We start from the raw sequence: 22,497 nt of genomic DNA, 5'->3' as shown, positions 1-22,497 counted from the left end.
TTTCCCTCATCCGCCCCCTGCGGGGGCACCTTCCCCCCAGGGGGAAGGCTTTGGGCGCGATACGGATGAGGGGAACCGCCCCGCTGCCGTTTTCCGGGGAAAGGTGGGTCGGGCTTAAAAAATCGTCACGATTTCTTCACAGACTGTCCACATTTTCCGGGTAGACTGTGGAGAAAAGGAGGCGAATAGCCGTGATGAATGAGGATAGGATGGAAAAAGAAGTACGCCGGGGCGTGCGGTTCAACAAGATCGCCCTGGCAGCGCTGGCGCTGCTGGCGGCGGTGGGGGCGTGGGCGCTGCTGAGCTGGTTTGGCCGCCCCCTGGACGACAGCATCACCCCCGATGGCCTGGCCCAGCACCTGAGCGGCGGCGCTCTGGGCAAGACCGGCGGAGTGTACTACACCCTGGAGGACGGCAGCGGTCTGGTGGACGTCCTGGACCTGCCGGGCTGGACCATCACCCAGGAGGAGGCGGAGGGAGAGCCGCTGGTGGTGTTCCGCCTGTGGGAGAACTGCGAGCTGGCCCTGTACGAGGGCGGTCTGGCCTATGCCTGGAACGGCTACGCCCCGTCGGACACCACCGGGGCGGCCTGGTACACCGTCCCCGAGGGGACGGCCCAGGCGGCGGCCTCCCTGCTCAAGGCGGACGGACAGCTGGAGGCGGACCCCGGCGTCCGGTTCTGACTTATTTTTAAATAAAGGAGCAAGCACGTGACAACAAAGCCAAAGGTAGTGCTGGGCCTGTCGGGCGGAGTGGACTCCGCCGTGGCGGCAGAGCTGCTGAGCCGGGACTATGAGGTCCACGGCCTGTATCTGGACATCGGCCTGGGGGGCACGGGAAAGGCGGACGCCGCCGCCGTGGCCGACCGACTGGGCATCCCCTTCCACACCGCGGACATCCGGGACGCGCTGGAGCGCCAGGTGTGCGGCCCCTTTGCGGCGGACTATCTGGCGGGGCGCACCCCCCTGCCCTGCGCCCGGTGCAATCCCACTGTGAAGTTCCCCGCCCTGCTGGCCCTGGCGGAGGAGATCGGCGCGGACAAGGTGGCCACCGGGCACTACGCCCGCACCGCCCTGGCCCCCGACGGCAGGGTGCTGCTGCGCAAGGGCCTGAGGGCCAACGACCAGTCCTATATGCTCTCCCGGCTGCCCCAGGATATATTACAGAAGGTAATTTTCCCCCTGGGTGATTACGAAAAGACCCAGGTGCGGGCCATGGCGGGGGCGGCGGAGCTGCCGGTGGCGGACAAGCCGGACTCCATGGAGATCTGCTTCATCCCCGACGGGGACTACGCCGCCTGGCTGGAGCGCCGGGGCGCGGTGCCGCCGCCCGGGGACTTTGTGGACAGGGACGGCAAGGTGCTGGGCCGCCACGGAGGCATCCACCGGTACACCCTGGGCCAGGGCCGTGGGCTGGGGGTGTCCGGCCCCCACAAGTACTATGTGACCGAGATCGACCCGGCCTGCGGCAAGGTGGTGCTGTCCGACGGCGCCGACCTGATGGCCGGGCGGGTATACTGCGCCGACATGAACTGGCTGGCCGTGGACGGCCTGCCGGAGCCGCTGGAGGTGACGGTGCGCCTGCGCCACTCCAAGACCGAGCTGGCGGCCGTGGCCCGTGCCCACGGGGAAAACGTGGTGCTGGAGATGCACACCCCCGCCCGGGCCCCCACGCCGGGCCAGCTGGCGGTGCTCTACCTGGGGGACGTGGTGGCGGCCAGCGGCTGGATCACTGGCGCGGACCGGACCGTCCCCGGCCCATAGAGACAGAAGGAACAATGGCTCTCCCCGCTGGCGGGGAGAGCCGTTGTTTTTTTACGAAAAAAAGAGATGGCAGAAAAATGTTTTTCTATGGAAAACAAAAGCGCGGAAATGAATGAAAATGAGTGTTTTATAGGAAATCAGGGGGGAATACGCACATATAGGGAGGATGAAGCGGAAACAGAAGATCCCATTCCTTCACAATAGAAATATAAATGAAAAACATTTTTTGAAATGTGACCGAAATGTAACCGTTGCATGATACAGTATTGCCGTAGACGGGGGCGGACCTGACTCGGGATGGTCTCCCCTTCTGAAGAAGCGACAAAGGCAAACCGGCCGAAAGGCCGGGACGCAAAGCCAGGAGGCTAAAGCGGCAGCTGCCGCCATGCCGGTCCGGCCGCCGCAGATTTCATAGACCTTTCTCCCGCAGCGGAGAAAGAAAGGAGAAATGAAATATGCTGGCAAAGACGAAGAAGATCTTAGCAATGGTCCTCACCCTGTGCATGGTGGTGGGGATGCTGGGCACCGCCGCCATCGCGGCGGAGGAGCCGGAGAGCACCGGCGGCCCGGAGGTGCTGAGCGGCACCGACCCCACCCCCGGCGAGAACCCTGACGACACCCAGCCCACCGACGGCCAGGCCGCCCTCCAGGCCCAGGTGGACGCCGCCGAGGCCGGCGGCACGGTCACCCTGGAGGGGGACGTGGAGCTGGCCGGGGCCGTAAACATCAGCAAGAGCCTGGTGCTGGACCTGAACGGCCACAGCCTGAAGGGCGCCGGCGCGGACCAGCTGCTGGTCATCACCAGCCCTGACGGCGCCGCGGTGGACGTGACCGTAAAGAACGGCACACTGGACGGCGGCCAGAGCGCCGGCCGGGGCAACGCGGCATTTTACGGCGGCGCCATCTACTGCACCGCCGGCAAGGCCAGCACCCTGACCCTGGTGGACTGCGCCTTTGAGAACAACGTGGCGGGCACGGGCAGCGCCCTGTGGACCGACAGCTCCCTGTACATGGAGGGCTGCACCCTGGAGAACAATGTGGGCACCGCCGGCACCAACTACGGCTCCGCCGTGGCGGTGAAGGGCCCCACCACCAGCGAGGGCGCCGACGCGCCCAAGGTCCCCTCGGTCACTGTCACCGGCTGCACCTTTGAGAGCAACGGCCGGGACGACGCCAACACCCTGGGCGGCGCGCTGTACATGCTGGGCGTGGATACCGTCGCGGTGAGCGACAGCTCCTTCACCGGCAACCAGGGCGGCACCGGCGGCGCCGTGTACTGCAGCAACAGCAATTCCGTGTCCTTTACCGGCGTGACCTTTACCGGCAACAGCAGCGTCAGCGGCTCGGGCGGCGGCGGCGCGTACGCGGACAACGTCAAAGCTCTGCGCTTTGACGGCTGCACCTTCACCGGCAACACCGCCAGCGGTATGGGCGGCGGCCTCTGCTCCGGCGCCCAGAACAGCCTGACCGTCACCAACTGCACCTTTACTGACAACAGCTGCACCGCGGGCAACGGCGGCGCCATCTCCCACCAGAGCGGCCCCGCTGTCATCTCCGACAGCACCTTCACCGGCAACACCGCCGCGGTCATGGGCGGCGCCATCCTGGTGGCCGACACCTTCACCATGGACACCAGCCTGAAGCTGGAGAAGTGCACCATCGCCGACAGCACCGGCGGCTACGGCGGCGCGCTGGCCATCCAGGGAATCAAGGGCAGCTACAACGTGCCCGCCACTGTGGACAGCGAGACCACCATCACCAACAGCACCGCCACCGTGTACGGCGGCGCCATCTACGCGGCCTACATGGACATGGACCTGGGCGCCGCCATCACCGGCAGCACCAGCCCCAGCTACGGCGGCGCGGTGTACGCCTACCTGGGCGACCTGGACGTGACCGGCTCCATCACCGGCGCCTCCGGCGCCAACTACGGCGGCGGCATCTACGCCAACCAGGTCAACCTGACCGTCACCGGTACCGTCACCGGCAACACGGTGGCCCTGCACAGCACCGGCGTCAACGGCTACGGCGGCGGCATCGCCAGCCTGTACGGCACCCTGACCCTGGGCGAGGGGGCGGCCGTGTACAACAACACCGCCGCCGGCGCGGGCGACGACATCTACAGCATGGGCATGGAGGGCTACCCCAACGTGCTCAACCTGGTACCCGCCGGCCAGATGTCCGGCGACCTGACCCTGACCGGCGGCGACAAGATCACCGGCTGGTATGTGGACGGCCTGAAGGGCGCCGATGCCACCAGCCGCTGGAGCGTGGACGGCTACTACGACGAGTACACCCCTGTGGCGGACGAGGTCACCTATCTGGCCCTGAAGGCCGCCCACGGCGAGCCCTACGTCCCGTCCTACATGTACTACCACGTCACCGTCAACTATCTGGACAAGGACACCGGCCGGACCATCGCCTCCAGCTACACCTCTCCCAGCCACATTGAGGGCAGCGCCTATGACGTGAGCGCCTATGACGCCATCGCCATCGACGGCTACACCTACGACAGCACCAGCGGCGACGCCCTGACCGGCGTGCTCAACAGCAACAAGACCGTGAACGTGTACTACGTGGCCGACAAGGAGACGGACATCGATGATGAGGACACCCCCACCACCGACCTGCCCGAAACCACCGATCCCACCGACCCCGGCCAGGGCGGCCAGACCGAGATCCCGGATGAGGATACCCCCACCACCGATCTGCCCGAAACCACCGACCCCGGCCAGGGCGGCCAGACCGAGATCCCCGACGGCGACATCCCCACCGGCAACCTGCCCCAGACCGGTACCACCAGCAGCGCCCCTGTGTTCCGGGCCATCAGCGGTGTGTTCCTGTGCCTGGCGGTGGTGTTCGGCGGCGTGACCGTGGTCCTGTTCCGCAAGGAGCGCCACCAGGGCTGAGCCTTCGGCCTGAACCCCGCGAGAGGAAATTCCAGCACCAGAGCATAATGGAGCCCCGCCTCTGATTTCAGAGGCGGGGCTCCTTTGTTCTACAGACCATGCTCCGGCGGGGCGGTGAGGATGGACATCTGGAGCACGTAGTTGTCGTACCCGTCCACGGACAGCTCGTCCAGCAGGGCGTCCTCGTAGAAGGGGCCGGTGAGGGGCAGGCCCTGGTCTTGTGCCCAGGAGAGCATACGGCGGTAGGTGCGCCAGGCGGTGTCGTACCCGCCGGTGTGGCAGGCCACCAGGTACTGCCCGGCGGGCCGCACGGTGACGGGAACCCCGCCGGGGCGGCGGTCCATCTGGGTGTAAAAGGCGCAGTACCCGTCGGGGCTGGGCTGCACCGCCTTCTCCGGGTCCATGATGGCCCCCACCGGGTAGGGGCTGACGATGTGTCTGGCCTCCCGGAACTGCATGTGGGCCACAAAGGCCAGGCTGACGCTCTCCCCCGGCCTGCGGGGGGTGGTGATGAGCAGGGCCTGGGGCCGCTCCTCCACCCGCACCCCCTCCCGGTCCGCCGCCATGGCCGCCCGGGTCAGGGCCGCCTTCCGGCGGATCAGGTCCCGCATCTGCCGGAGCCGGCGGATCTTGTCCTCCAGCTCCCCCGCCTCCCCCTCCAGCAGGGCCACCAGCTCCTCCGGACTGCGCCGGTCCAGGTAGGCCTTGATCTGGGACAGGGGCATGTCCAGCTCCTTGAGGGTGGAGATGACGTAGAACACATCCATCTGGGGAAAGGTGTAGTACCGGTAGCCGTTCTCCCCCTTGACCGCCGGGGAAAAGATGCCCAGCTGGTCGTAGTGGAACAGGGTGTGCTTGGTGGTGCCGCACAGGCGGGCGAAGTCGCCGGTGGTGAGATAGCCCTGGGGGACTGCGCACATGTCCCGCCGCCTCCTCTCTGACAGAAACAGCCGCCCGGAGCGGGCGGGAATTTGGCTCTTGACTATCGGGTTACCCGATACCCTATAATATCTCACGCATTTAAGATTCTGTCAAGAAAGGCCGGTGCCTCCCATGGAAAACCGTCTGGACAGGGACTATGATTTTCTCTCCCTGCTCCGCTTCGCGCTGCCCAGCGTGGTGATGATGATCTTCACCTCCCTCTACACCATTGTGGACGGCATGTTTGTCTCCCGCTTTGTGGGGGAGGACGCCCTGGCGGCTCTGAACATCGTCTTTCCCGTCATGTGCCTGATCATGGCGGCGGGGATCATGCTGGCCACCGGGGGCAGCGCCATTGTGGCCCGTCGGATGGGCTCCGGGGAGGAGCAGTCCGCCCTGGAGGGCTTCTCCCTGCTCATCCTGGTGAGCGCGGCGGCGGGCGGGGCGTTTTCGGTGCTGGGCCTGGCGGCGGCGGAGCCCATCTGCCGCCTGCTGGGGGGCGAGGGGGACCTGATGGTCCACTGCGTGCCCTACCTGCGGATCATCATGCTCTTCGGGCCCATGAGCATGCTCCAGCTCATGTTCCAGAGCTTTTTCGTCACCGCCGGACGGCCCGGGCTGGGTCTGGGCCTGACGGTGGCCGCCGGCGTGGCCAACATGGTGCTGGACTATGTGTTCATCGTGCCGGGGGGCATGGGGGTGGCGGGGGCCGCCCTGGCCACGGTCACCGGCTACTGTATCCCGGCGGTGGCGGGGCTGGTGTTCTTTGCCCGGCAGCGGCAGGGGCTCCGCTTCGCCCGGCCCCGGTGGGACGGCCGCATGCTGGCCAATGCCTGCTTCAACGGCTCCTCCGAGATGGTGTCCAACCTGTCCAGCGCGGTGGTCACCCTGCTGTTCAACCTGACCATGCTGGAGCTGCTGGGCCCCCCCGGCGTGTCCGCCATCACCATCGTGCTCTACGCCCAGTTCCTCCTCACCGCCCTGTACATCGGCTTCTCCATCGGCGTGGCGCCGGTGTTCAGCTTCAACTACGGCGCCGACAACCGCCCCCGGCTCCGGGCTCTGTTCCGTTCCTGTCTGGTCTTTGTGGGGGTGACGTCGGCGGCGCTGTTCTTTGCCTCCCTGTTCATGGCCGACGGCGTGGTGGCCGTCTTCTCCACCAGGGGCTCGGAGGTGTACGGCCTGGCGGTCCACGGCTTCCGGCTCTTTGCCCCCATGATCCTCTTCGCCGGGGTGAATATCTTCGCCTCCGCCCTGTTCACCGCTCTCTCCAACGGCCCGGTGTCCGCCCTGCTGTCCTTTCTGCGGACCTTCGGCTTCCTGACGGCGGGGCTGCTGCTGCTCCCCCGTCTGCTGGAGGTGGACGGCGTGTGGCTGGCCGTGCCGGCGGCCGAGCTGCTGTCCTTTGGGGTGAGCCTGTGGTGCTTCCGCTGGGGCGGAAAGCGGTACGGCTACGCCGGATAGACGAAAAAATCCCCGCCGCGGTCGCGGCGGGGATTTTGGTATGTAGGTTACTGGCCGATGGTCTCTCTGGGATCCCGGAGATTCTCGCGGGACACCCGCTCCTCCTCGGAGACGTAGCGGTCCGGGTGCTTGCTGGCCTGGCTGTCGTCCCAGATCTTCTTGGCGGCAGGGGCCCAGCAGGCGGCGTAGCTGTCGCACTTGGCGCACAGGTGCTCGGCGGACTCGGGGGACTGGGGGTCGGTGGAGTGGGCGCCGGTCCGGGCCACCATGTCGCGCAGCTTGTTGGGGTTCTCCAGCATGGGGCAGGGCTGGAGCATGTTCTCGTTAAAGGGCTGGCCGTCGTGATAGGCCATGAACAGGGGCCCGCGGAGGGCGTCCAGCAGGGACTTCTCCCGGATGTTGGTGTCGGAGTAGTGGATGAACACGCAGGGGTCCACATCGCCGTTGGCGTTGATGTGGAGGTAGCGGCGGCCGCCGGCGATGCAGCCGCCCACGAACTCGGCGTCGTTCTGGAAGTCCATGGCGAACAGGGGCTTGCGGCTGCGGTAGTCACGGACACGGCGGTACATCTCGGTGCGCTGCTCGGGGGTGGGCAGCAGCTCGGGCACGGCGTCGTTGCCCACGGGCATGTAGTGGAAGTACCAGACGAACAGGGCGCCCAGCTCGATCATCTTGTCGTAGTAGGCCTCGCTGGTGATGGACTCGAAGTTGGCGCTGGTGTAGCAGCAGGAGATGCCGTAGGGCAGGCGCTTGCGCTTGAGCAGCTCCATGGCGGCGATGACCTTCTGGTACACGCCGTTGCCGCGGCGGCCGTCGGTGGCCTCCTCGAAGCCCTCCAGGCTGATGGCGGGGATGAAGTTCTTCACCCGCAGCATCTCGTCGGCAAAGGCCTCGTCGATGAGGGTGGCGTTGGTGAAGCAGAGGAACTGGCAGTCGCTGTGCTTCTCGCACAGGCGGATGATGTCGGCCTTGCGGACCAGAGGCTCGCCGCCGGTGTAGATGTACATGTACACGCCCAGCTCCTTGCCCTGGCGGATGATGTCGTCGATCTCGTCAAAGGACAGGTTGAGCTTGTTGCCGTACTCGGCGGCCCAGCAGCCGGTGCAGTGCAGGTTGCAGGCGCTGGTGGGGTCCAGCAGGATGGCCCAGGGGATGTTGCAGTGGTACTTGGCCCGGGCGGCCTCCTGCTTGTCCCAGCCGATCAGGTTGGCGTTGAGGAAGAAGTTGACGAAGGTGGTCTTGAGCACCTCGGGGTCGATGTCCTTCACGATGTGGAGGATCAGGCTGTGGTAGGGGTGGTTGGGGTCGGCGATGGCGTTCCGGATGGCCTCCCGCTGGGCGGGGAAGCTGCCACGGGAGAACTTGTCCACCCAGCTCATCAGAGTGGGCAGATTCTTCTCCGGGTCCTTGGTGATGTAGTCCACGGCCTGTTCAATGCCGAATTGCTTCAAACTGTTGGGGATATGCATAAAAATCACTCCTTGTCCGTCAGTAGAACAATCTTTGATACTAAATTATTCCGGGCCCTGCCGATTCTCAACGGACAGAGTGGGGAAAGTGTCAAATTTGGGGACAAAACCGCGAAACTGTCCAAAGATATGGGGGCGGCAGGGAGACGCGGCGGGGAAAGCGGCTGGATTTTTCGTGGCGCATATGCTAAAATTATATTTTACCGTATGGGAGAATATGAACAGGAAAAGAGGAGTGTTATGAGCGCCCGAGAGGAATTTATTGAAATTTTTACCGGGAAAATCCACCGGGACGGGGCCTCCGCCCTGCTGGACTATCTGGAGAACAAGAGCGATTTTTTCACCGCTCCCGCCTCCGCCCGGTTCCACGGCGCCTACGCCGGCGGCCTGTGTGAGCACAGCCTGAACGTGTACCACTGTCTGGTGGACTATCTGTCCCGGCCCCGGGTCCAGGAGCTCTATGGCCTGGAGTACAGCGAGGAGACGGTGGCCCTGGTGGCCCTGCTCCACGACGTGTGCAAGATCGGGTGCTACAAGCCGGGCACCCGCAACGTGAAGGGGCCGGACGGCAAGTGGCAGTCCGTGCCCACCTACTCCTTTGAGGACCCCCTGCCCTACGGCCACGGGGAGAAGAGCGTGTATATCGTCAACGGCTACCTCCGCCTGACCAGGGAGGAGGCCATGGCCATCCGGTGGCACATGGGCTTCTCGGGCACCGAGGACGCCCGCACCGTGGGCCAGGCCTTCCAGAAGTTCCCCCTGGCCTTCGCCCTGGCCACCGCCGACATGGAGGCAACTTATTTCCTGGAAAATGAGGAGGCGTAATCACCGTGGCAAAGCGCACCAATGACTTGGGCAAAGACCCGGTCCCCCAGCTGCTCCGCCGGCTGGCGCTGCCCGCCGTCACCGCCCAGGTGGTCAACGCCCTGTACAACATTGTGGACCGGATGTACCTGGGCCACATGAAGCCGGATGGGGACATGGCCATCACCGGCGTGGGCGTGACCTTTGCCGTCATCATGTTCATCTCCGCCCTGTCCGCCCTGGTGGGCATGGGCGGCGGCTCCCGGGCGGCCATCCGCACCGGCGAGGGCCGCACCGACCTGGCCGAGGAGATCCTGGGCAACTGTACCCTGCTGATCCTAATTATCTCCGTGGTGGTCATGGCGGTGTTTCTCCCCCTCCAGCGGCCCATGCTGCTGCTCATGGGGGCCAGTGAGGAGACCATCGGCTATGCCGTGGACTACCTGACCATCTACCTGTGGGGCACCGTGTTCGTCCAGATCGCCCTGGCCCTGAACAACTTCATCACCACCCAGGGCTTCTCCACCACCTCCATGCTCACGGTGGTCATCGGCGCGGTGATCAACATCGTGCTGGACCCCATCTTCATCTTCGGTTTCGACATGGGCGTCAGGGGCGCGGCCCTGGCCACCATCATCGCCCAGGCGGTTTCGGCGGTGTGGGTGCTGGCCTTCCTCACCGGGAAGCGCACCAGACTGAAGATCCGGCTCAAATACCTGCGCCTCAAGCCCAAAATCCTGCTGCCTGTGGTGGCCATTGGCGTGTCCCCCTTCATCATGCAGTCCACCGAGAGCCTGGTGAACATCGCCTTCAACTCCTCCCTGCTGAAATACGGCGGCAATAAGTTCGTGGGGGCCATGACCATCTGCTCCTCCATCATGCAGGTGCTGACCATGATCTTCCAGGGCCTGGCCCAGGGGGCCCAGCCCATTGTGGGCTATAACTACGGCTCCGGCCAGCTGGACCGGGTGCGCAAGACCTTCCGCCTGCTCATTACCGCGGGCATCATCTACTCCGTCGCCGGCTGCCTGCTGGTGGAGCTCTTCCCCCACGCCTTTGTGGCCATGTTCAACGACAAGCCCGAGCTGGTGGAGGCCGCCGTGTGGGCCCTGCGGATCTACCTGGCCTGCTTCTTTATGCTGGGCGTCCAGTTCTCCTGCCAGCAGACCTTTGTGGCCCTTGGCCAGGCCAAGGTGTCCCTGTTCCTGGCCCTGCTGCGGAAGATCATCCTGGTCATTCCCCTCATCTATATCCTGCCCCACATCATCACCGGCGACCAGGTCTTTGCCGTGTATCTGGCCGAGCCGGTGGCCGACTTCCTGGCCGCCGCCACGACCGGCCTCATGTTTGCCTGGAAGTTCCCCCGGATCCTGCGCCGGCGGGAGATGGAGCTGGGCAAGGCCTGATACAACATGATTATTAAGGAAAACGCCCGGAGGGCTGCCGCATCAGCGGCAGCCCTCCGGTTTTTCTGTTACATTGCCTTTTCCGGGGTCCCGCGTGAGCCCGGCGAAGCGCAAATAAAAGCCTTCCCCCTGGGGGGAAGGTGGCTGGCCGCAGGCCAGACGGATGAGGGGAGCAGCTGGACTAAGCAAAGCAAACGGGGTCCCCGCCGAAGCCCAGCGGAGCGGGTTCGGTGGGGGGAGGACGAGCAGCGGAGTGAACGAGCCCTGGTATTTATGCCGGGGCGAGCGATACGCAGCTTGCGAGGAGGAGCCTCCGGCGGCCTACTTTCCAGCGAGGGAAAGTAGGCAAAGCTCGCCATGGGGCAACAGGCGCGGAAGGGCCCTTTCAGGGCCAAACGCGCCCGTTTCCCCCTGGTACCCCCTTTCGGAGTACGTCCGGCGGCGGTGGTGTCCAAGAAGCCGCCATATTTGAGAGCAGTTACTATGCCGGTTCGGTGCCCCGCGTGCCGTTACTGCATCGCCCGAGCAGGGTTACCCGCCCAGACTTGTAAGCCGCTGCAATTCAATGACCTTTCTCAATGCCGCACACAGTCTCTGCGCCGTGTTTCAGATTATGCTCGAGGCAAGCCTTCCCCCTGGGGGGAAGGTGGCATTTGCGAAGCAAATGACGGATGAGGGGAAAGTCCCTCAGACTGCGCCCAGCTTGTAAAGACGCCCCGCATGGCGGGAAGCCTACGCCGCCGCCGCACCCCTCCCCCGCTCCCGGCATAGGATGGCCGGAAGGGAGATGGGAAATTGGACGTTTTGGCTTCCATCGGGGCCATACTGGTCTTTACCATGGCCTGCAACCTGGACACGGTCCTGCTCTCCATGGGGTACGCGGCCCGGGGGCTGGCGGTGTCTCTGAGGGGGTGCCTGATCCTGGCGGGGGTGACCACAGGGGTGACCTGGCTGTCCCTGGCCCTGGGGGCCACGGCAGGCCGGTTTCTGTCCGGAGCGCTGGCGGATATGCTGGGCGGCCTGGTGCTGCTGGGCATCGGGCTGTGGTTCCTGCTGGACTGGCTCCGCTCCCCCGTGGAGCCGGAGGAGCCCCTGCCCTGTGTGCGGGCCTGGGTGCCTCTGGCGGCGGCGCTGGCGGTGAACAACGCCGGGGCCGGGGTGGCGGCGGGTATCAGCGGGCTGTCCCCCCTGGGGGCGGCGGTGTGCAACTTCTGTGTGACGCTGCTCTTCATCCCTCTGGGGGGCTGGCTGGGCGCGGGCCCCCTGGGCCGCCTGCTGGGCAGATACGCCCTGCCTCTGTCCGGCGTGCTGCTGGTGCTGCTGGGGGGCGCGGAGGCCTTTCTCTGAGGGGCGCCGTGTGGTACAATAGAAATAATACATAGCACAGGGGGCTTGCATTATGACAGAGCTGACAGCGCGGCTGGGTGGCCCGGAGGCCATCACAGCGGGGATTTTGGAGGAGTTCCGGGGGATGTGCACCGTCCCCCACCCCTCCCACGGGGAGCAGGCGGAGCGGGAGCTGCTCTCCCGGCGGCTGGAGGCCCTGGGGGGGACGCCGGCGGCGGACGCCGCGGGCAACCTGACCGCCGACCTGCCCGCCGCTCCGGGGTGTGAGGGCGCGCCCCTCACCATCCTCCAGGGCCACATGGACATGGTGTGTGCCGTCCGGCCGGGCAGCGGCTACGTGCCCGAGCGGGACCCCATCCGGCCGGTGGCGGCGGACGGCTTCTTGAGGTCGGACGGTCGGTCCTCGCTGGGGGCGGACAACGGCCTGGGCAACGCCGCCGTCCTCTGGCTGCTGGGGCAGAAGCTGGCCCGGGGGCCGGTGCGGGTCATCTTTACGGTGGCCGAGGAGGTGGGCCTGGCAGGGGCACGGGAGGTGGACCCGGCCTGGCTGGCGGGGGCCAAATACCTGCTCAACACCGACGGCTTCCACCTGGGCACCGCCGTGGTGGGCTCGGCGGGCGGACGGCGGGAGACCTTCTCCCGCCCCCTGGCCACCTGCCCGGCGGCGGCGGGACAGGCCTTCACCGTCTCCCTGTCCGGCTTCTCCGGCGGCCACTCGGGGGATGACATCCACCGGGGCCGGGGCAACCCGGTCAAGGTCCTGACCACCCTGCTGGCCGGCCTGCCCTTCCCCTGGCAGCTGGCGGATTTCTCCGGCGGACAGGCCCACAACGCCATTCCCACCTGGGCGTCGGCTACGGTGGTGGCGGACAGGGCCCGCTGCCTGGACCTGCGGGCGGCCTTTGCCCGCTGGGCGGCAGAGCTGGAGACGGCCCACCGGGACAGCGACCCGGACTTCCGGGCGGAGCTGAAGGAGGTCCCGACGCCGGAGACGGTGTGGGATGATGGCTGCCGGGCCGCCCTGCTGGCCCTGACCGGGGGACTGTCCTACGGCGTAAGGCGGTGGCACGCCGACTTCCCCGGGGTGGTGTCCGCGTCGGCCAACCTGGGCCGGGTGTGGACGGAGAACGGCGCGGTCAAGGTGGCCGAGTTCCTCCGCTGCGCCGACCCGGCGGACGAGGCGGATATGGCCGGCGCTCACCGCCGTCTGGCGGAGGACAACGGCTTTGCCGTGGCCGCCACCGGCTATCCCGCCTGGCAGGGCACTCCGGACAACCCGCTGGCGCTGCTGCTGGACCGGGTGTTCCGCCGCGAGACGGGGCGGAGTATGACCATCTCTGCCGTCCACGTGGGGCTGGAGCCCTCCCTGTTCCACGTGAAGGCCCCTGAACTGGTGATGGCGGTGTCCGGTCCGGATATCCTGGACGCCCACTCCCCCGACGAGCGGGCGCCCCTGGCCTCCCTGCCCGCCTACGCCGCCCTGCTGGCCGGTACCCTGGAGGAGATTGGCCGCCAGCGGGACTGAGCGCCCTCCCCTGCTTTCCATGGGGGAAGGCTTGCCTCGGGCAAAAGCTGAAACACGGCGCAGAGACTGCGTGCGGCATTGAGAACGGTGATTGGATTGCAGCGGCTTACAAGTCTGGGGGCTGACCCTGCTCGGGCGATGCAGCAACGACACAGGCCAGCCGAACCGGCATAGTAACTGCTCTCAAGTACGGTGGCTTCTTGGACACTGCCGCCGCATCGTCGTTCCCCTCATCTGCCCCCTTCGGGGGCACCTTCCCCCCTGGGGGGAAGGCTGGGGGTTGTCCACAAGAAGACTGCACAATGTGGAAAAAACAATGCCCGCCGGAATCCCGGCGGGCATTGAATATGGCATTGTTCAGCTGTACCGCTCATCCAGGATGCGGATGATGTCGGCAATGCAGTGGTCGTCGCTGGACTTGACGATGACGGCGCCGAAGTCCCGGACCGGGTCGGCGCAGTTGGCGGGGGCGAAGGGGATGGCGGACACGGAGAGCATGGGGATGTCGTTCTGGTTGTCCCCCACGCAGTAGATGTCCTTCCGGTCCACCCCCAGGTACTCCGCCAGCCGGAGGACCATACCCCCCTTGGTGGCGCCTTTTGCGGTGATCTCCAGCAGGGCGGTGCTGGAGAAGATGACCTCGTACTTGTCCGCCCAGCGGTCCAGCAGGAACTTCTGGGCGGCCAGCAGGGTCTTGTGCTCGTCCTGAATGACCGCCTTGCTCCAGGGGGTGGGCATGTCCGCCAGGTCGCAGGGGGTCCAGGTGGTGCCAACCCGCTTCACGTGGCGGTCGGTAAAGGCGTTGGGGTGGTGGATATACACGTCGTCCCCGTGGTAGGTCTCCATGCCGATGGAGGGCATCTCCGCCGACAGCACCGCCAGGTCCCGGGGTGCGTCGGCGGGCAGGGGCAGCTCACAGACCACCTGATCCGTAGAATAGTCGTAGAGCAGGGCCCCGTTGGACAGGATGACGGGGGCGTTGATGGGGGCCAGATGCACATAGGGGGAGAAGGTGCGGTGGGCCCGGCCGGTGGATACGGTGAAGTAGCCGCCCTCCCGGATAAAGTACTCGATGGCGGCCACATTTTCGGCGGACACCTCCAGGCGGGAGTTGTAGAGCGTGTCGTCAAAGTCGCTGGCCAGCAGCACGCGGTCGAATTTACCCAATTTCCTTCCCCCTTACATAGTGTGATTTACCAGATATCAGTGCCCAGGAAGTACTTCTTCAGGGGCTTGTACAGCAGGGCGAACACCACCAGGCACAGGGCCATGTCAATGGCCATGTAGCTGCCGTTGTAGGCCAGGGAGTACATCCAGGGGCTGGTGAAGGTCATGTTGAACAGCTCCGTGGGGGCCACAATGGCGTAGATGGTGATGCCGCTGATGAAGTGGACGATGAAGCGGACCACAGAGCCCAGCACGGTGCCGGCGAAGATGCCCCAGTTCTTGCCCTTGAACAGGCCGGCCAGGCCCAGAGGCGTGAAGGCCACCAGGTAGTCCAGCAGCAGGGACTGCCAGCCCCAGGCCACGGCGCCGTCAATGAACATCTGGAGCAGGCCGAAGGCGAAGCCGGCCAGCAGGCCGGGGCTCACGCCCCAACGGACGGCGTAGAAGAAGATGGGCAGCATCTCCAGGGTGATGGAGCCGCCGTTGGGCAGGCGGAAGATTTTCAGCTGGTTGAGGACCAGGGCCAGGGCCACCATGATGGCGCCCTCGCAGAGCATCCGGGTGTAGAGGCGGCGCTTGCTGGACTTGCTTTTCTGGGTTGGGGTTGCGACAGGCATGATTGGATTCCTCCCGAAAAAATATGTACCGCAGGCCGAACGGGCGCAATGCGGTACGAGAGAAACGACAATCATAGCCGAATCATCTTCCTACGCCGGCATTACCCGGATCAGGTTCAAGGGACCGGGAGAAGCGCTATCCTCCACATCTCAGCCGGACTTGCGTCCAGCGCCCCTGTGTTCGATTGTCTGCGGTCGGGCAATATTTTATACCAGGGAGGAATCCCTTGTCAAGGCGCGGGGGGAAAACAGTACGGATGCCGAAATTACAGCCCATCGGGGCGGAAAAAAGGAGCGGATCTGCATGAAACTGAGGAGATACCGGCCGGAGGACTGCCGGGCGCTGGGCGCGCTGTTTTACGACACGGTGCACGCGGCCTGCACCGGGGAGTACGACCCCCGCCAGCTGGACGCCTGGGCGCCGCCGGAGGGGGTGGATCTGGCGGCCTGGAATGAGAGCCTCTCCGCCCACCTGACCCTGGTGGCGGAAGAGGACGGGGCCATCGTGGGCTTTGGGGACATGGCCCCCGACGGCTATCTGGACCGGCTCTATGTGGCCCACACCCATCTGCGCCGTGGGGTGGCCTCCGCCCTGTGCGCCGCCCTGGAACAGGCGGTGCCCGCTCAGCGGTACACCACCCACGCCTCCCGCACCGCCCTCCCCTTTTTCCTGGCCCGGGGCTGGCGGGTGGTAAAGGAGCAGACCGTGGAGCGCCGGGGCGTCACCCTGAACAACTATGTGATGGAGAAAAAGCCTTCCCCCCAGGGGGAAGGTGGCATTTGCGAAGCAAATGACGGATGAGGGGAACGCCTTTCGGGGACAATGCGGGGGCCCCGCCGAAGCCCAGCGAAGCGGGTTCGGTGGGGAGAGGACGAGCAGCGGAGTGAACGAGCCCTGGCATTTATGCCGGGGCGAGCGATACGCAGCTTGCGAGGACGAGGTCTGGCGGCGGTGGTGTCCAATGACCCGCCGAACTTGAAAGCAGTTACTATGCCGGTTCGGCTGGTCCGTGTCGTTCCTGCGTCGCCCGAGCAGAGTTACCCGCCCGGACCTGTGAGCCGCTGCAATTCAATGACCTTTCTCAATGCCGCACATGCTCTATGCGCCGTGTTTTAGTCCTCGCCCGAGGCAAGACAGAACCCCCGCCCGGGTCTCTCTGTGGAGAGACCCGGGCGGGGGCTTTTGTATCCACATTGTGCCGCGCTTTTGTGGAAAAAGTTCAGCTCATGCGCCGCAGCTTGTCCAGCACGGCCTCAAACCAGTCGGGCAGAGGGCACTCCACGGTCATCCGCTCCCCGGTACGGGGGTGGACGAAGGAGAGCCGCCGGGCGTGGAGGCACTGGCCCGCCAGGCCGGGATAGGGCTTCCTGGAGCCGTACACCGTGTCCCCCAGCAGGGGGTGGCCGATGTGGGCCATGTGGACCCGGATCTGGTGGGTGCGGCCGGTCTCCAGACGGCACTGGAGGTGGGTGTACCCGGAAAACCGCTCCAGCACGGTCCAGTGGGTCACGGCCTCCCGGCCCTGGAGGAAGTTGACCGCCATCTTTTTCCGGTCGGTGGGGTGCCGGGCGATGGGCGCCCGGACGGTGCCCTCGTCCTCCTTAAAGCCGCCCACCGCCACCGCCTCATACTCCCGGTACAGGGAGTGGTCCTGGAGCTGCTGGGCCAGGGCCAGGTGGGCGGCGTCGTTCTTGGCGGCGATGATGAGGCCGGAGGTGTCCCGGTCGATGCGGTGGACGATGCCGGGCCGCAGCTCGCCGTTGATGCCGGAGAGTGATTTTCCGCAGTGATATAACAGCGCGTTGACCAAAGTGCCGTCGGGATGGCCCGCCGCCGGATGGACCACCATGCCCACCGGCTTGTTGATGACGATGACATCCCCGTCCTCGTACACCACGTCCAGGGGGATGTCCTGAGGGACCACGTCCACCTCCACCGGGTCGGGCAGGGAGAGCACCAGCTCATCCCCCTCGGCGGTCTTGTAGTTCTTTTTCACCGGCAGGCCCTTGCGGGTGACGGCCCCCTCCTCCAGCAGCTTCTGGGCCGCCGAGCGGGAGAGCTGGGGCAGCTGCCGGGAGAGGAACTGGTCCACCCGCTCCCCTGCCCGGTCAGCCCTCAGGGTCAGCGGCGTCATGGTCTGCCTCCTGTCCCGCCGGGGCCTTCTCCAGCTTCTCGTAGAAGAAGAGCACGTACACCACCATGGCGATGACGCCGCACACCAGGCAGCAGTCGGCCACGTTGAACACGGCGAAATTGATGAAAATGGTCTGGAACATGTCGGTCACATAGCCGAAGAGCACCCGGTCGATCAGGTTGCCCACGGCGCCGGCCAGGATGACGGCCAGAATGACCTGTCCCGCCGGGTGGCGGAACACCCGCCTGACCATGATCACCACCAGGGCCACGGACACCACGGCGGAGATGAGGGCCAGGACCCAGGTGTGCTCCCGGAAGAGGGAGAAGGCGGCGCCGGTGTTCTGGTAGTAGGTCAGGTTGAGGATGTGGGGGATGAAGGGCACGCTCTCCCCCAGCTCCAGATTGGACCGGATGAGGAATTTGACCACCTGGTCGGCCACTACCAGCACCGCGGCGAGAATGGCATAGGGCATAGCAAGAGTCTCCTTTGATATTCAGTGTGGACGTGCGTGGGATTTCTGACCCAAAAGCCAGGAATCAGGGAGATGGAAGCATAAAAACAAGGATGAGGAAGAACCACAGGAGCGCAAAGCATATCATAATTGTGCCGAAGCGCTTTGAGACGTTGGGATACTTTTTCGCAAGGGGATGGTCGAGAGCGGAAAAGAGGTCCTTTTTGCGGAAGAGTACGCCGACAGCACAGAATATGAGTGCCAGAACAGCGGCAGACAGTATCATGAACCATTTACCCATTCCCATAGCTCCAATTCATAGGCCTTCAAAGGCTTGGCTGCCGCGATACATTATAGCACGGTTTTCCACCCCTCACAACGGCTGAGGCGGAAAAAGGACGGACACAGGCACTGTGTCCGTCCTTTTTGTGTCGAAAAGCCCTCGGCGGGCTGCATCCCCTCTCTCAAAAACGCCTGCGTTTTTGAGAAGTGGTTTACTGCTTCTTCTTGGAGGCCTCGCGCATCCGGGCGGCGTGGTCCAGCAGGCGCTTGCGCAGGCGCAGGCTCTGGGGGGTGACCTCCAGCAGCTCGTCGTCGGCCAGGAACTCCAGGCACTGCTCCAGGGACATCTGGCGGGGCGGGGTCAGGCGGAGGGCGTCGTCAGAGCCGGAAGCGCGCATGTTGGTCAGCTGCTTCTTCTTGCAGACGTTGACGGAGATATCCTCCTGCTTGGGGGTCTCGCCCACGATCATGCCGGCGTAGACGGGCACGCCCGCGCCGATGAACAGCACGCCCCGCTCCTGGGCGTTGTACAGGCCGTAGGTCACGCTCTCGCCGGTCTCGAAGGACACCAGGGAGCCGGTGTTCCGGCGGGCGATCTCGCCCTTCACGGGGGCGTAGGAGTCGAACACGCTGGCCATGATGCCCTCGCCCTTGGTGTCGGTGAGGAACTCGTTCCGGTAGCCGAACAGGCCACGGGCGGGCACCAGGAACTCCAGCTTCATGCGGCTGCCCACGGGGGTCATCTCCAGCAGGTCGCCCTTGCGGGCGCCCAGCTTCTCGATGACAGCGCCCACGTTGTCGGCGGGCACGTCCACCACCAGGCGCTCCATGGGCTCGCACTTGACGCCGTCGATCTCCTGGAAGAGCACGCGGGGCGGGGAGACCTGGAACTCATAGCCTTCCCGGCGCATGGTCTCGATGAGGATGGACAGGGACATCTCGCCCCGGCCGGCCACGTTGAAGGAGTCGGTGTTGTCGGTCTCGGTGACCCGGAGGGACACGTCCTTCAGGGTCTCCCGGAACAGGCGCTCCCGCAGCTGGCGGGAGGTGACGAACTTGCCCTCCTTGCCGGCGAAGGGGGAGTCGTTGACGGAGAAGGTCATCTCGATGGTGGGGGCGGAGATCTTCACGAACTCGATGGGCTCCACGCAGTCGGGGGCGCAGATGGTATCGCCGATGGTGATGTCGCCGATGCCGCTCATGGCGATGATGTTGCCCGCGTCAGCCTCGGTGACGGGCACCTTGGCCAGGCCGTCGAACTGGTAGAGGGCAGTGGCCTTGGCCTTCTTGGGGGGCTGGTCGGGGTTGTGGTAGTTGCACACCGCGATCTCCTGGTTCTGCTTCACGGTGCCCCGCTCAATGCGGCCGATGGCGATGCGGCCCACGAACTCGTTGTAGTCGATGGAGCTGACCAGCATCTGGAAGGGCTTGTCCACGTCGGCCTCGGGGGCGGGGATATAGTTGAGGATGGTCTCAAAGAGGGGCTTGAGGTCGGTGCCGGGCACGTCGGGAGAGTAGGAGGCGGTGCCGTTGCGGCCGGAGCAGAACAGGGTGGGAGACTCGAACTGCTCCTCGGTGGCGTTCAGGTCCAGCAGCAGCTCCAGCACCTCGTCCATGACCTCGTGGATGCGCTGGTCGGGGCGGTCGATCTTGTTGACCACCACGATGACCCGGTGGCCCAGCTCCAGGGCCTTGGACAGCACGAAGCGGGTCTGGGGCATGGGGCCCTCGGCGGCGTCCACCAGCAGGATGACGCCGTTGACCATCTTCAGGATGCGCTCCACCTCGCCGCCGAAGTCGGCGTGGCCCGGGGTGTCCACGATGTTGATCTTCACGTCCTTGTAGTGGACGGCGGTATTTTTGGCCAGAATGGTGATGCCCCGCTCACGCTCCAGGTCGTTGGAGTCCATCACGCGCTCCACGGGGGCCTGATTTTCACGGAAAATGCCGCCCTGCTTGAGCATTTCGTCCACCAGGGTGGTCTTGCCATGGTCGACGTGGGCGATAATGGCTACGTTGCGCAATTTTTCGTTTTGCACAGGGAATACACCTCAAATCTTTCTTCAAACAAGTTCGGTATCAAACACAACCACTTATTATAGCGTACAAAGGTGAAAAACGCAACTTTTTTCCCCTTTTGTTTTAAAAATATTTTGCCCAAAAGTGAGAAAGAATTTTACCCCAAAGTTGACAGCGACGCGGGGATAGGGTAAAATACACTCCGTAGCGCAACCGCGCAGCCCTGTCCGGATGCGCCGGGTTTGCCGGATGGACGGGCCCTCGCGGGGCTCTTTCTGCACAGAGACGTCTTTGCCGCCTACATCTTAATACGCTATATGCGCCAGTAGCGCAGCAGGATAGAGCGACCGCCTCCTAACATCCGGCGATCTCTCGTCCACCGGAACTGCACAATTGAATATTTTTGCATATGCCCCTGTAGCTCAGTTGTATAGAGCGACCGCCTCCTAAGCGGTAGGCCACCAGTTAGAGTCTGGTCAGGGGTGCCAGAAAAGCCACTATACGCCGTTTTTATCCGGTTTATAGTGGCTTTTTGTTCTAAAATTACCGGAATGGTATTTCTCTGGATTTTAGAGAAACCATGAATATTTTCTTGTATATTTTTGAAATTGGGCCGGAAAATTTTCATCCCTTCTGCTAAGAAAAACTGCCGCTTTGCTAAACCGACATTTCAGAAGGATTTTTCGGATGGAACTGCCGACAAAAGCGCCGCCAGGGTGCTTACCAATTCCGGCGATTTTTGCAGTTGCGCCACCAGCCCCGCCAGGTCCAGAGACGGGGTCACCGCCGGTCTCTCCGGCTCCTTGGGCTTGGGCGGCTCCAGAGGGCGCACCGTCCGCAGGTCGGGATTGGCGCTGGCGTAAAAGGCGTCCTCAAACTTCTGGGCGTTCACCTTGCGGTCCTCGTCCAGAATGTGGGCATACACGCTGGTGATCATGTCGATCTGGGCGTGGCCCGTGTCGCCCTGGGTGGCCTTCAGGTCGCCGTGGTTCAGCTTCAGTTTGTAGGTGGTGCTGGAATGGCGCAGGGAGTGAAAAACCACCTTGGGCAGCCCCGCGCTCTCCCGCAACTTCTGGAACTCTCCCGCGATGATGCGCTCCTCACAGGGGCGGCCGTTGGGCATCGCCACTACCAAATCGTAGTCCTGGTACTCGTCCCCCAGCAACTCCTTCAACTCGTTCTGGGATGCCCTCCACTGGCGGAGAATATAGGCAACCGTCTTGGGCAGCCAGACCTTTCGGATGCTGGAGTCGGTCTTGGGCTTTTTCAGGACGACCCTGGTGCTGGTGTTGGCAAATAGGGGCGGGAAGATGTGGTAGATATCCCGCTTGCCGATCATCTCAATGGCCCGCTTGGAGGCCCGCACCAGCTCCTTGTCGATGTAGACATAGGCGTTGTCCGTGGCGATGTCATCGTCCTCGATGTGGACATTGTTCCAGGTGAGCCCCAGAATCTCGCCGATCCGCATGGAGCAGGCAAAGGCTAAGTTCATGGCGATGTAGAGTTTGCTCTCCGTGCAGCTGTCCAATGCCTTGCGGATGATCTCGGCGGTCCAGATGTCCCGTTTCTTGTACTCCGTCTTGGGAAGCACCACATTGTCGAAGGGGTTCTTGGGAACCAGTTCCCACCGGACCGCCTGCTTGAAGGCGCAGCGGAGCAGTTTGATGATCTTCTCGATATTCTGGTTGCTCATGTACTCCGACTTGGGGCGATGGGTCTTGGTGGCTACCGGCGGCGTTTTCTGCAGGGTCTGGATATACTTGTCCACCACACGGGGCGTGATGTCCTGCACCTTCATGTCCCCGATGATGGGGTTGATGTAGTTGGCGATGAGGGCGGTCTGGCTGTCGTACATGGACACGCCCCACCGCTTTTCACCGTAGAGGGAAACGAAGTCCAGCATGAACTCCTTGATGGTCTGGTCGCTGGGCGGAAGGAATGTGCCAGCGGTCTTTTTGCTCTCAATCTCCGCCTTGCGTTTCAATGCGTCCTGATAGCTGGAGCGGGTCTCCCACTTCTGCTTTTTCTCGCCGTTCTCGTCTATGTAGCTGTAGACCACGGAATAGTTTTTCTTTCTTTTGATAATGGATGCCATAACGAACCTTCCTTTCTTGTGTCACAGGTCAAGTGACTCCAGCCAGTGGTCGAACGACCGCTTGGAAATTCGTATGGCGCTGCCAATTCGTACGCTCCTGAAAAGGTTCTCCGGGATGAG

At 64.3% G+C, this 22,497-nt stretch carries 18 protein-coding genes, 1 tRNA gene and 2 riboswitches; of the genes, 10 read left to right on the top strand and 9 right to left on the bottom strand.

Translation table 11 applies throughout. The annotated features are described in order from the left end of the window. Positions 1-209 precede the first annotated feature (209 nt). From Q0K23_RS09510 to Q0K23_RS09500, 3 genes are all read left to right on the top strand, one after another. On the top strand, positions 210-683 hold the full coding sequence (locus tag Q0K23_RS09510) for a hypothetical protein (protein WP_294521280.1): 474 nt from the start codon (positions 210-212) through the stop codon (positions 681-683). 27 nt (positions 684-710) lie between these two features. Further along, positions 711-1,763 (top strand): tRNA 2-thiouridine(34) synthase MnmA, encoded by a 1,053-nt coding sequence (mnmA, locus tag Q0K23_RS09505; RefSeq protein WP_294521277.1) that lies wholly within the window; start codon positions 711-713, stop codon positions 1,761-1,763. A 316-nt stretch (positions 1,764-2,079) separates the two neighbouring features. Next, positions 2,080-2,168, top strand: a riboswitch (cyclic di-GMP riboswitch). Between the two features lie 50 nt (positions 2,169-2,218). Further along, positions 2,219-4,672, top strand: coding sequence for a right-handed parallel beta-helix repeat-containing protein (locus Q0K23_RS09500; protein WP_294521274.1), 2,454 nt, complete (start codon positions 2,219-2,221; stop codon positions 4,670-4,672). An 89-nt stretch (positions 4,673-4,761) separates the two neighbouring features. Here Q0K23_RS09500 and Q0K23_RS09495 read toward each other — a convergent pair whose 3' ends face one another. Further along, positions 4,762-5,592 (bottom strand): MerR family transcriptional regulator, encoded by an 831-nt coding sequence (locus Q0K23_RS09495; protein ID WP_294521270.1) that lies wholly within the window; start codon positions 5,590-5,592, stop codon positions 4,762-4,764. A 133-nt stretch (positions 5,593-5,725) separates the two neighbouring features. Between Q0K23_RS09495 and Q0K23_RS09490 the strand changes: the two genes are divergently transcribed. Then, positions 5,726-7,057, top strand: a complete 1,332-nt coding sequence (locus tag Q0K23_RS09490; protein WP_294521267.1) for an MATE family efflux transporter — start codon at positions 5,726-5,728, stop codon at positions 7,055-7,057. Positions 7,058-7,104: 47 nt separating this feature from the next. Here Q0K23_RS09490 and Q0K23_RS09485 read toward each other — a convergent pair whose 3' ends face one another. Continuing rightward, a complete protein-coding gene (locus Q0K23_RS09485) occupies positions 7,105-8,526 on the bottom strand; it encodes a radical SAM protein (RefSeq protein WP_294521264.1) in 1,422 nt (473 codons plus the stop codon). A gap of 240 nt (positions 8,527-8,766) precedes the next feature. Between Q0K23_RS09485 and Q0K23_RS09480 the strand changes: the two genes are divergently transcribed. From Q0K23_RS09480 to Q0K23_RS09465, 4 genes are all read left to right on the top strand, one after another. After that, positions 8,767-9,351: a hydrolase gene (locus Q0K23_RS09480; protein ID WP_294521262.1), complete on the top strand. Its 585-nt coding sequence runs from the start codon at positions 8,767-8,769 to the stop codon at positions 9,349-9,351. 5 nt (positions 9,352-9,356) lie between these two features. Then, a complete protein-coding gene (locus Q0K23_RS09475) occupies positions 9,357-10,736 on the top strand; it encodes an MATE family efflux transporter (RefSeq protein ID WP_294521259.1) in 1,380 nt (459 codons plus the stop codon). A 795-nt stretch (positions 10,737-11,531) separates the two neighbouring features. Then, complete coding sequence (locus Q0K23_RS09470) at positions 11,532-12,083, top strand: sporulation protein (protein ID WP_294521256.1); 552 nt, start codon at positions 11,532-11,534, stop codon at positions 12,081-12,083. 52 nt (positions 12,084-12,135) lie between these two features. Further along, on the top strand, positions 12,136-13,608 hold the full coding sequence (locus Q0K23_RS09465; RefSeq protein ID WP_294521253.1) for a M20/M25/M40 family metallo-hydrolase: 1,473 nt from the start codon (positions 12,136-12,138) through the stop codon (positions 13,606-13,608). Positions 13,609-13,965: 357 nt separating this feature from the next. Here the strand turns inward: Q0K23_RS09465 and Q0K23_RS09460 are convergent, their stop codons facing one another. Both Q0K23_RS09460 and thiT read right to left on the bottom strand, forming a co-directional pair. Further along, positions 13,966-14,775 (bottom strand): HAD-IIB family hydrolase, encoded by an 810-nt coding sequence (locus Q0K23_RS09460; RefSeq protein ID WP_294521250.1) that lies wholly within the window; start codon positions 14,773-14,775, stop codon positions 13,966-13,968. Between the two features lie 26 nt (positions 14,776-14,801). After that, entirely contained in the window at positions 14,802-15,392 is a 591-nt protein-coding gene (thiT, locus tag Q0K23_RS09455; RefSeq protein ID WP_294521248.1) for an energy-coupled thiamine transporter ThiT, read from the bottom strand. Positions 15,393-15,461: 69 nt separating this feature from the next. Beyond that, a riboswitch (TPP riboswitch) is annotated at positions 15,462-15,579 on the bottom strand. 117 nt (positions 15,580-15,696) lie between these two features. On the opposite strand from thiT, the gene Q0K23_RS09450 reads away from it, so the two are divergent. Continuing rightward, positions 15,697-16,194: a GNAT family N-acetyltransferase gene (locus Q0K23_RS09450; RefSeq protein ID WP_294521245.1), complete on the top strand. Its 498-nt coding sequence runs from the start codon at positions 15,697-15,699 to the stop codon at positions 16,192-16,194. Between the two features lie 418 nt (positions 16,195-16,612). On the opposite strand, the gene Q0K23_RS09445 is transcribed toward Q0K23_RS09450, so the two are convergent. From Q0K23_RS09445 to typA, 4 genes are all read right to left on the bottom strand, one after another. After that, complete coding sequence (locus Q0K23_RS09445) at positions 16,613-17,527, bottom strand: RluA family pseudouridine synthase (protein ID WP_294521242.1); 915 nt, start codon at positions 17,525-17,527, stop codon at positions 16,613-16,615. Then, the gene (lspA, locus tag Q0K23_RS09440) at positions 17,502-18,002 is read right to left on the bottom strand and encodes a signal peptidase II (protein WP_294521240.1); all 501 of its coding nucleotides are present in this window, start codon (positions 18,000-18,002) and stop codon (positions 17,502-17,504) included. Before lspA ends, Q0K23_RS09445 begins: the two co-directional genes overlap by 26 nt. Positions 18,003-18,066: 64 nt before the next feature. Beyond that, positions 18,067-18,282, bottom strand: coding sequence for a hypothetical protein (locus tag Q0K23_RS09435; protein ID WP_294521237.1), 216 nt, complete (start codon positions 18,280-18,282; stop codon positions 18,067-18,069). A gap of 193 nt (positions 18,283-18,475) precedes the next feature. Beyond that, entirely contained in the window at positions 18,476-20,302 is a 1,827-nt protein-coding gene (gene typA, locus Q0K23_RS09430) for a translational GTPase TypA (RefSeq protein ID WP_294521234.1), read from the bottom strand. A gap of 391 nt (positions 20,303-20,693) precedes the next feature. Between typA and Q0K23_RS09425 the strand changes: the two genes are divergently transcribed. Continuing rightward, positions 20,694-20,770, top strand: a tRNA-Arg gene (locus tag Q0K23_RS09425). 182 nt (positions 20,771-20,952) lie between these two features. Here the strand turns inward: Q0K23_RS09425 and xerC are convergent. Further along, a complete protein-coding gene (gene xerC, locus Q0K23_RS09420) occupies positions 20,953-22,377 on the bottom strand; it encodes a tyrosine recombinase XerC (protein WP_294521232.1) in 1,425 nt (474 codons plus the stop codon). Between the last annotated feature and the right edge of the window lie 120 nt (positions 22,378-22,497).

This window comes from uncultured Pseudoflavonifractor sp., from assembly GCF_944387275.1.
GTDB classification, from domain to species: domain Bacteria; phylum Bacillota; class Clostridia; order Oscillospirales; family Oscillospiraceae; genus Pseudoflavonifractor; species Pseudoflavonifractor intestinihominis.
This window is presented reverse-complemented; position numbering and strand designations above follow the sequence as displayed.

Excerpts from the sequence above, each read along its gene's own strand:
- Q0K23_RS09480 (WP_294521262.1), top strand. The coding sequence starts at position 8,767 with ATGAGCGCCCGAGAGGAATTTATTGAAATTTTTACCGGGAAAATCCAC.
- Q0K23_RS09500 (WP_294521274.1), top strand. The coding sequence starts at position 2,219 with ATGCTGGCAAAGACGAAGAAGATCTTAGCAATGGTCCTCACCCTGTGC.
- Q0K23_RS09510 (WP_294521280.1), top strand. The coding sequence starts at position 210 with ATGGAAAAAGAAGTACGCCGGGGCGTGCGGTTCAACAAGATCGCCCTG.
- Q0K23_RS09450 (WP_294521245.1), top strand. The coding sequence starts at position 15,697 with ATGAAACTGAGGAGATACCGGCCGGAGGACTGCCGGGCGCTGGGCGCG.
- thiT (WP_294521248.1), bottom strand. The coding sequence starts at position 15,392 with ATGCCTGTCGCAACCCCAACCCAGAAAAGCAAGTCCAGCAAGCGCCGC.
- Q0K23_RS09435 (WP_294521237.1), bottom strand. The coding sequence starts at position 18,282 with ATGGGTAAATGGTTCATGATACTGTCTGCCGCTGTTCTGGCACTCATA.
- Q0K23_RS09495 (WP_294521270.1), bottom strand. The coding sequence starts at position 5,592 with ATGTGCGCAGTCCCCCAGGGCTATCTCACCACCGGCGACTTCGCCCGC.
- Q0K23_RS09465 (WP_294521253.1), top strand. The coding sequence starts at position 12,136 with ATGACAGAGCTGACAGCGCGGCTGGGTGGCCCGGAGGCCATCACAGCG.
- Q0K23_RS09485 (WP_294521264.1), bottom strand. The coding sequence starts at position 8,526 with ATGCATATCCCCAACAGTTTGAAGCAATTCGGCATTGAACAGGCCGTG.
- xerC (WP_294521232.1), bottom strand. The coding sequence starts at position 22,377 with ATGGCATCCATTATCAAAAGAAAGAAAAACTATTCCGTGGTCTACAGC.
- Q0K23_RS09445 (WP_294521242.1), bottom strand. The coding sequence starts at position 17,527 with ATGACGCCGCTGACCCTGAGGGCTGACCGGGCAGGGGAGCGGGTGGAC.
- lspA (WP_294521240.1), bottom strand. The coding sequence starts at position 18,002 with ATGCCCTATGCCATTCTCGCCGCGGTGCTGGTAGTGGCCGACCAGGTG.
- Q0K23_RS09490 (WP_294521267.1), top strand. The coding sequence starts at position 5,726 with ATGGAAAACCGTCTGGACAGGGACTATGATTTTCTCTCCCTGCTCCGC.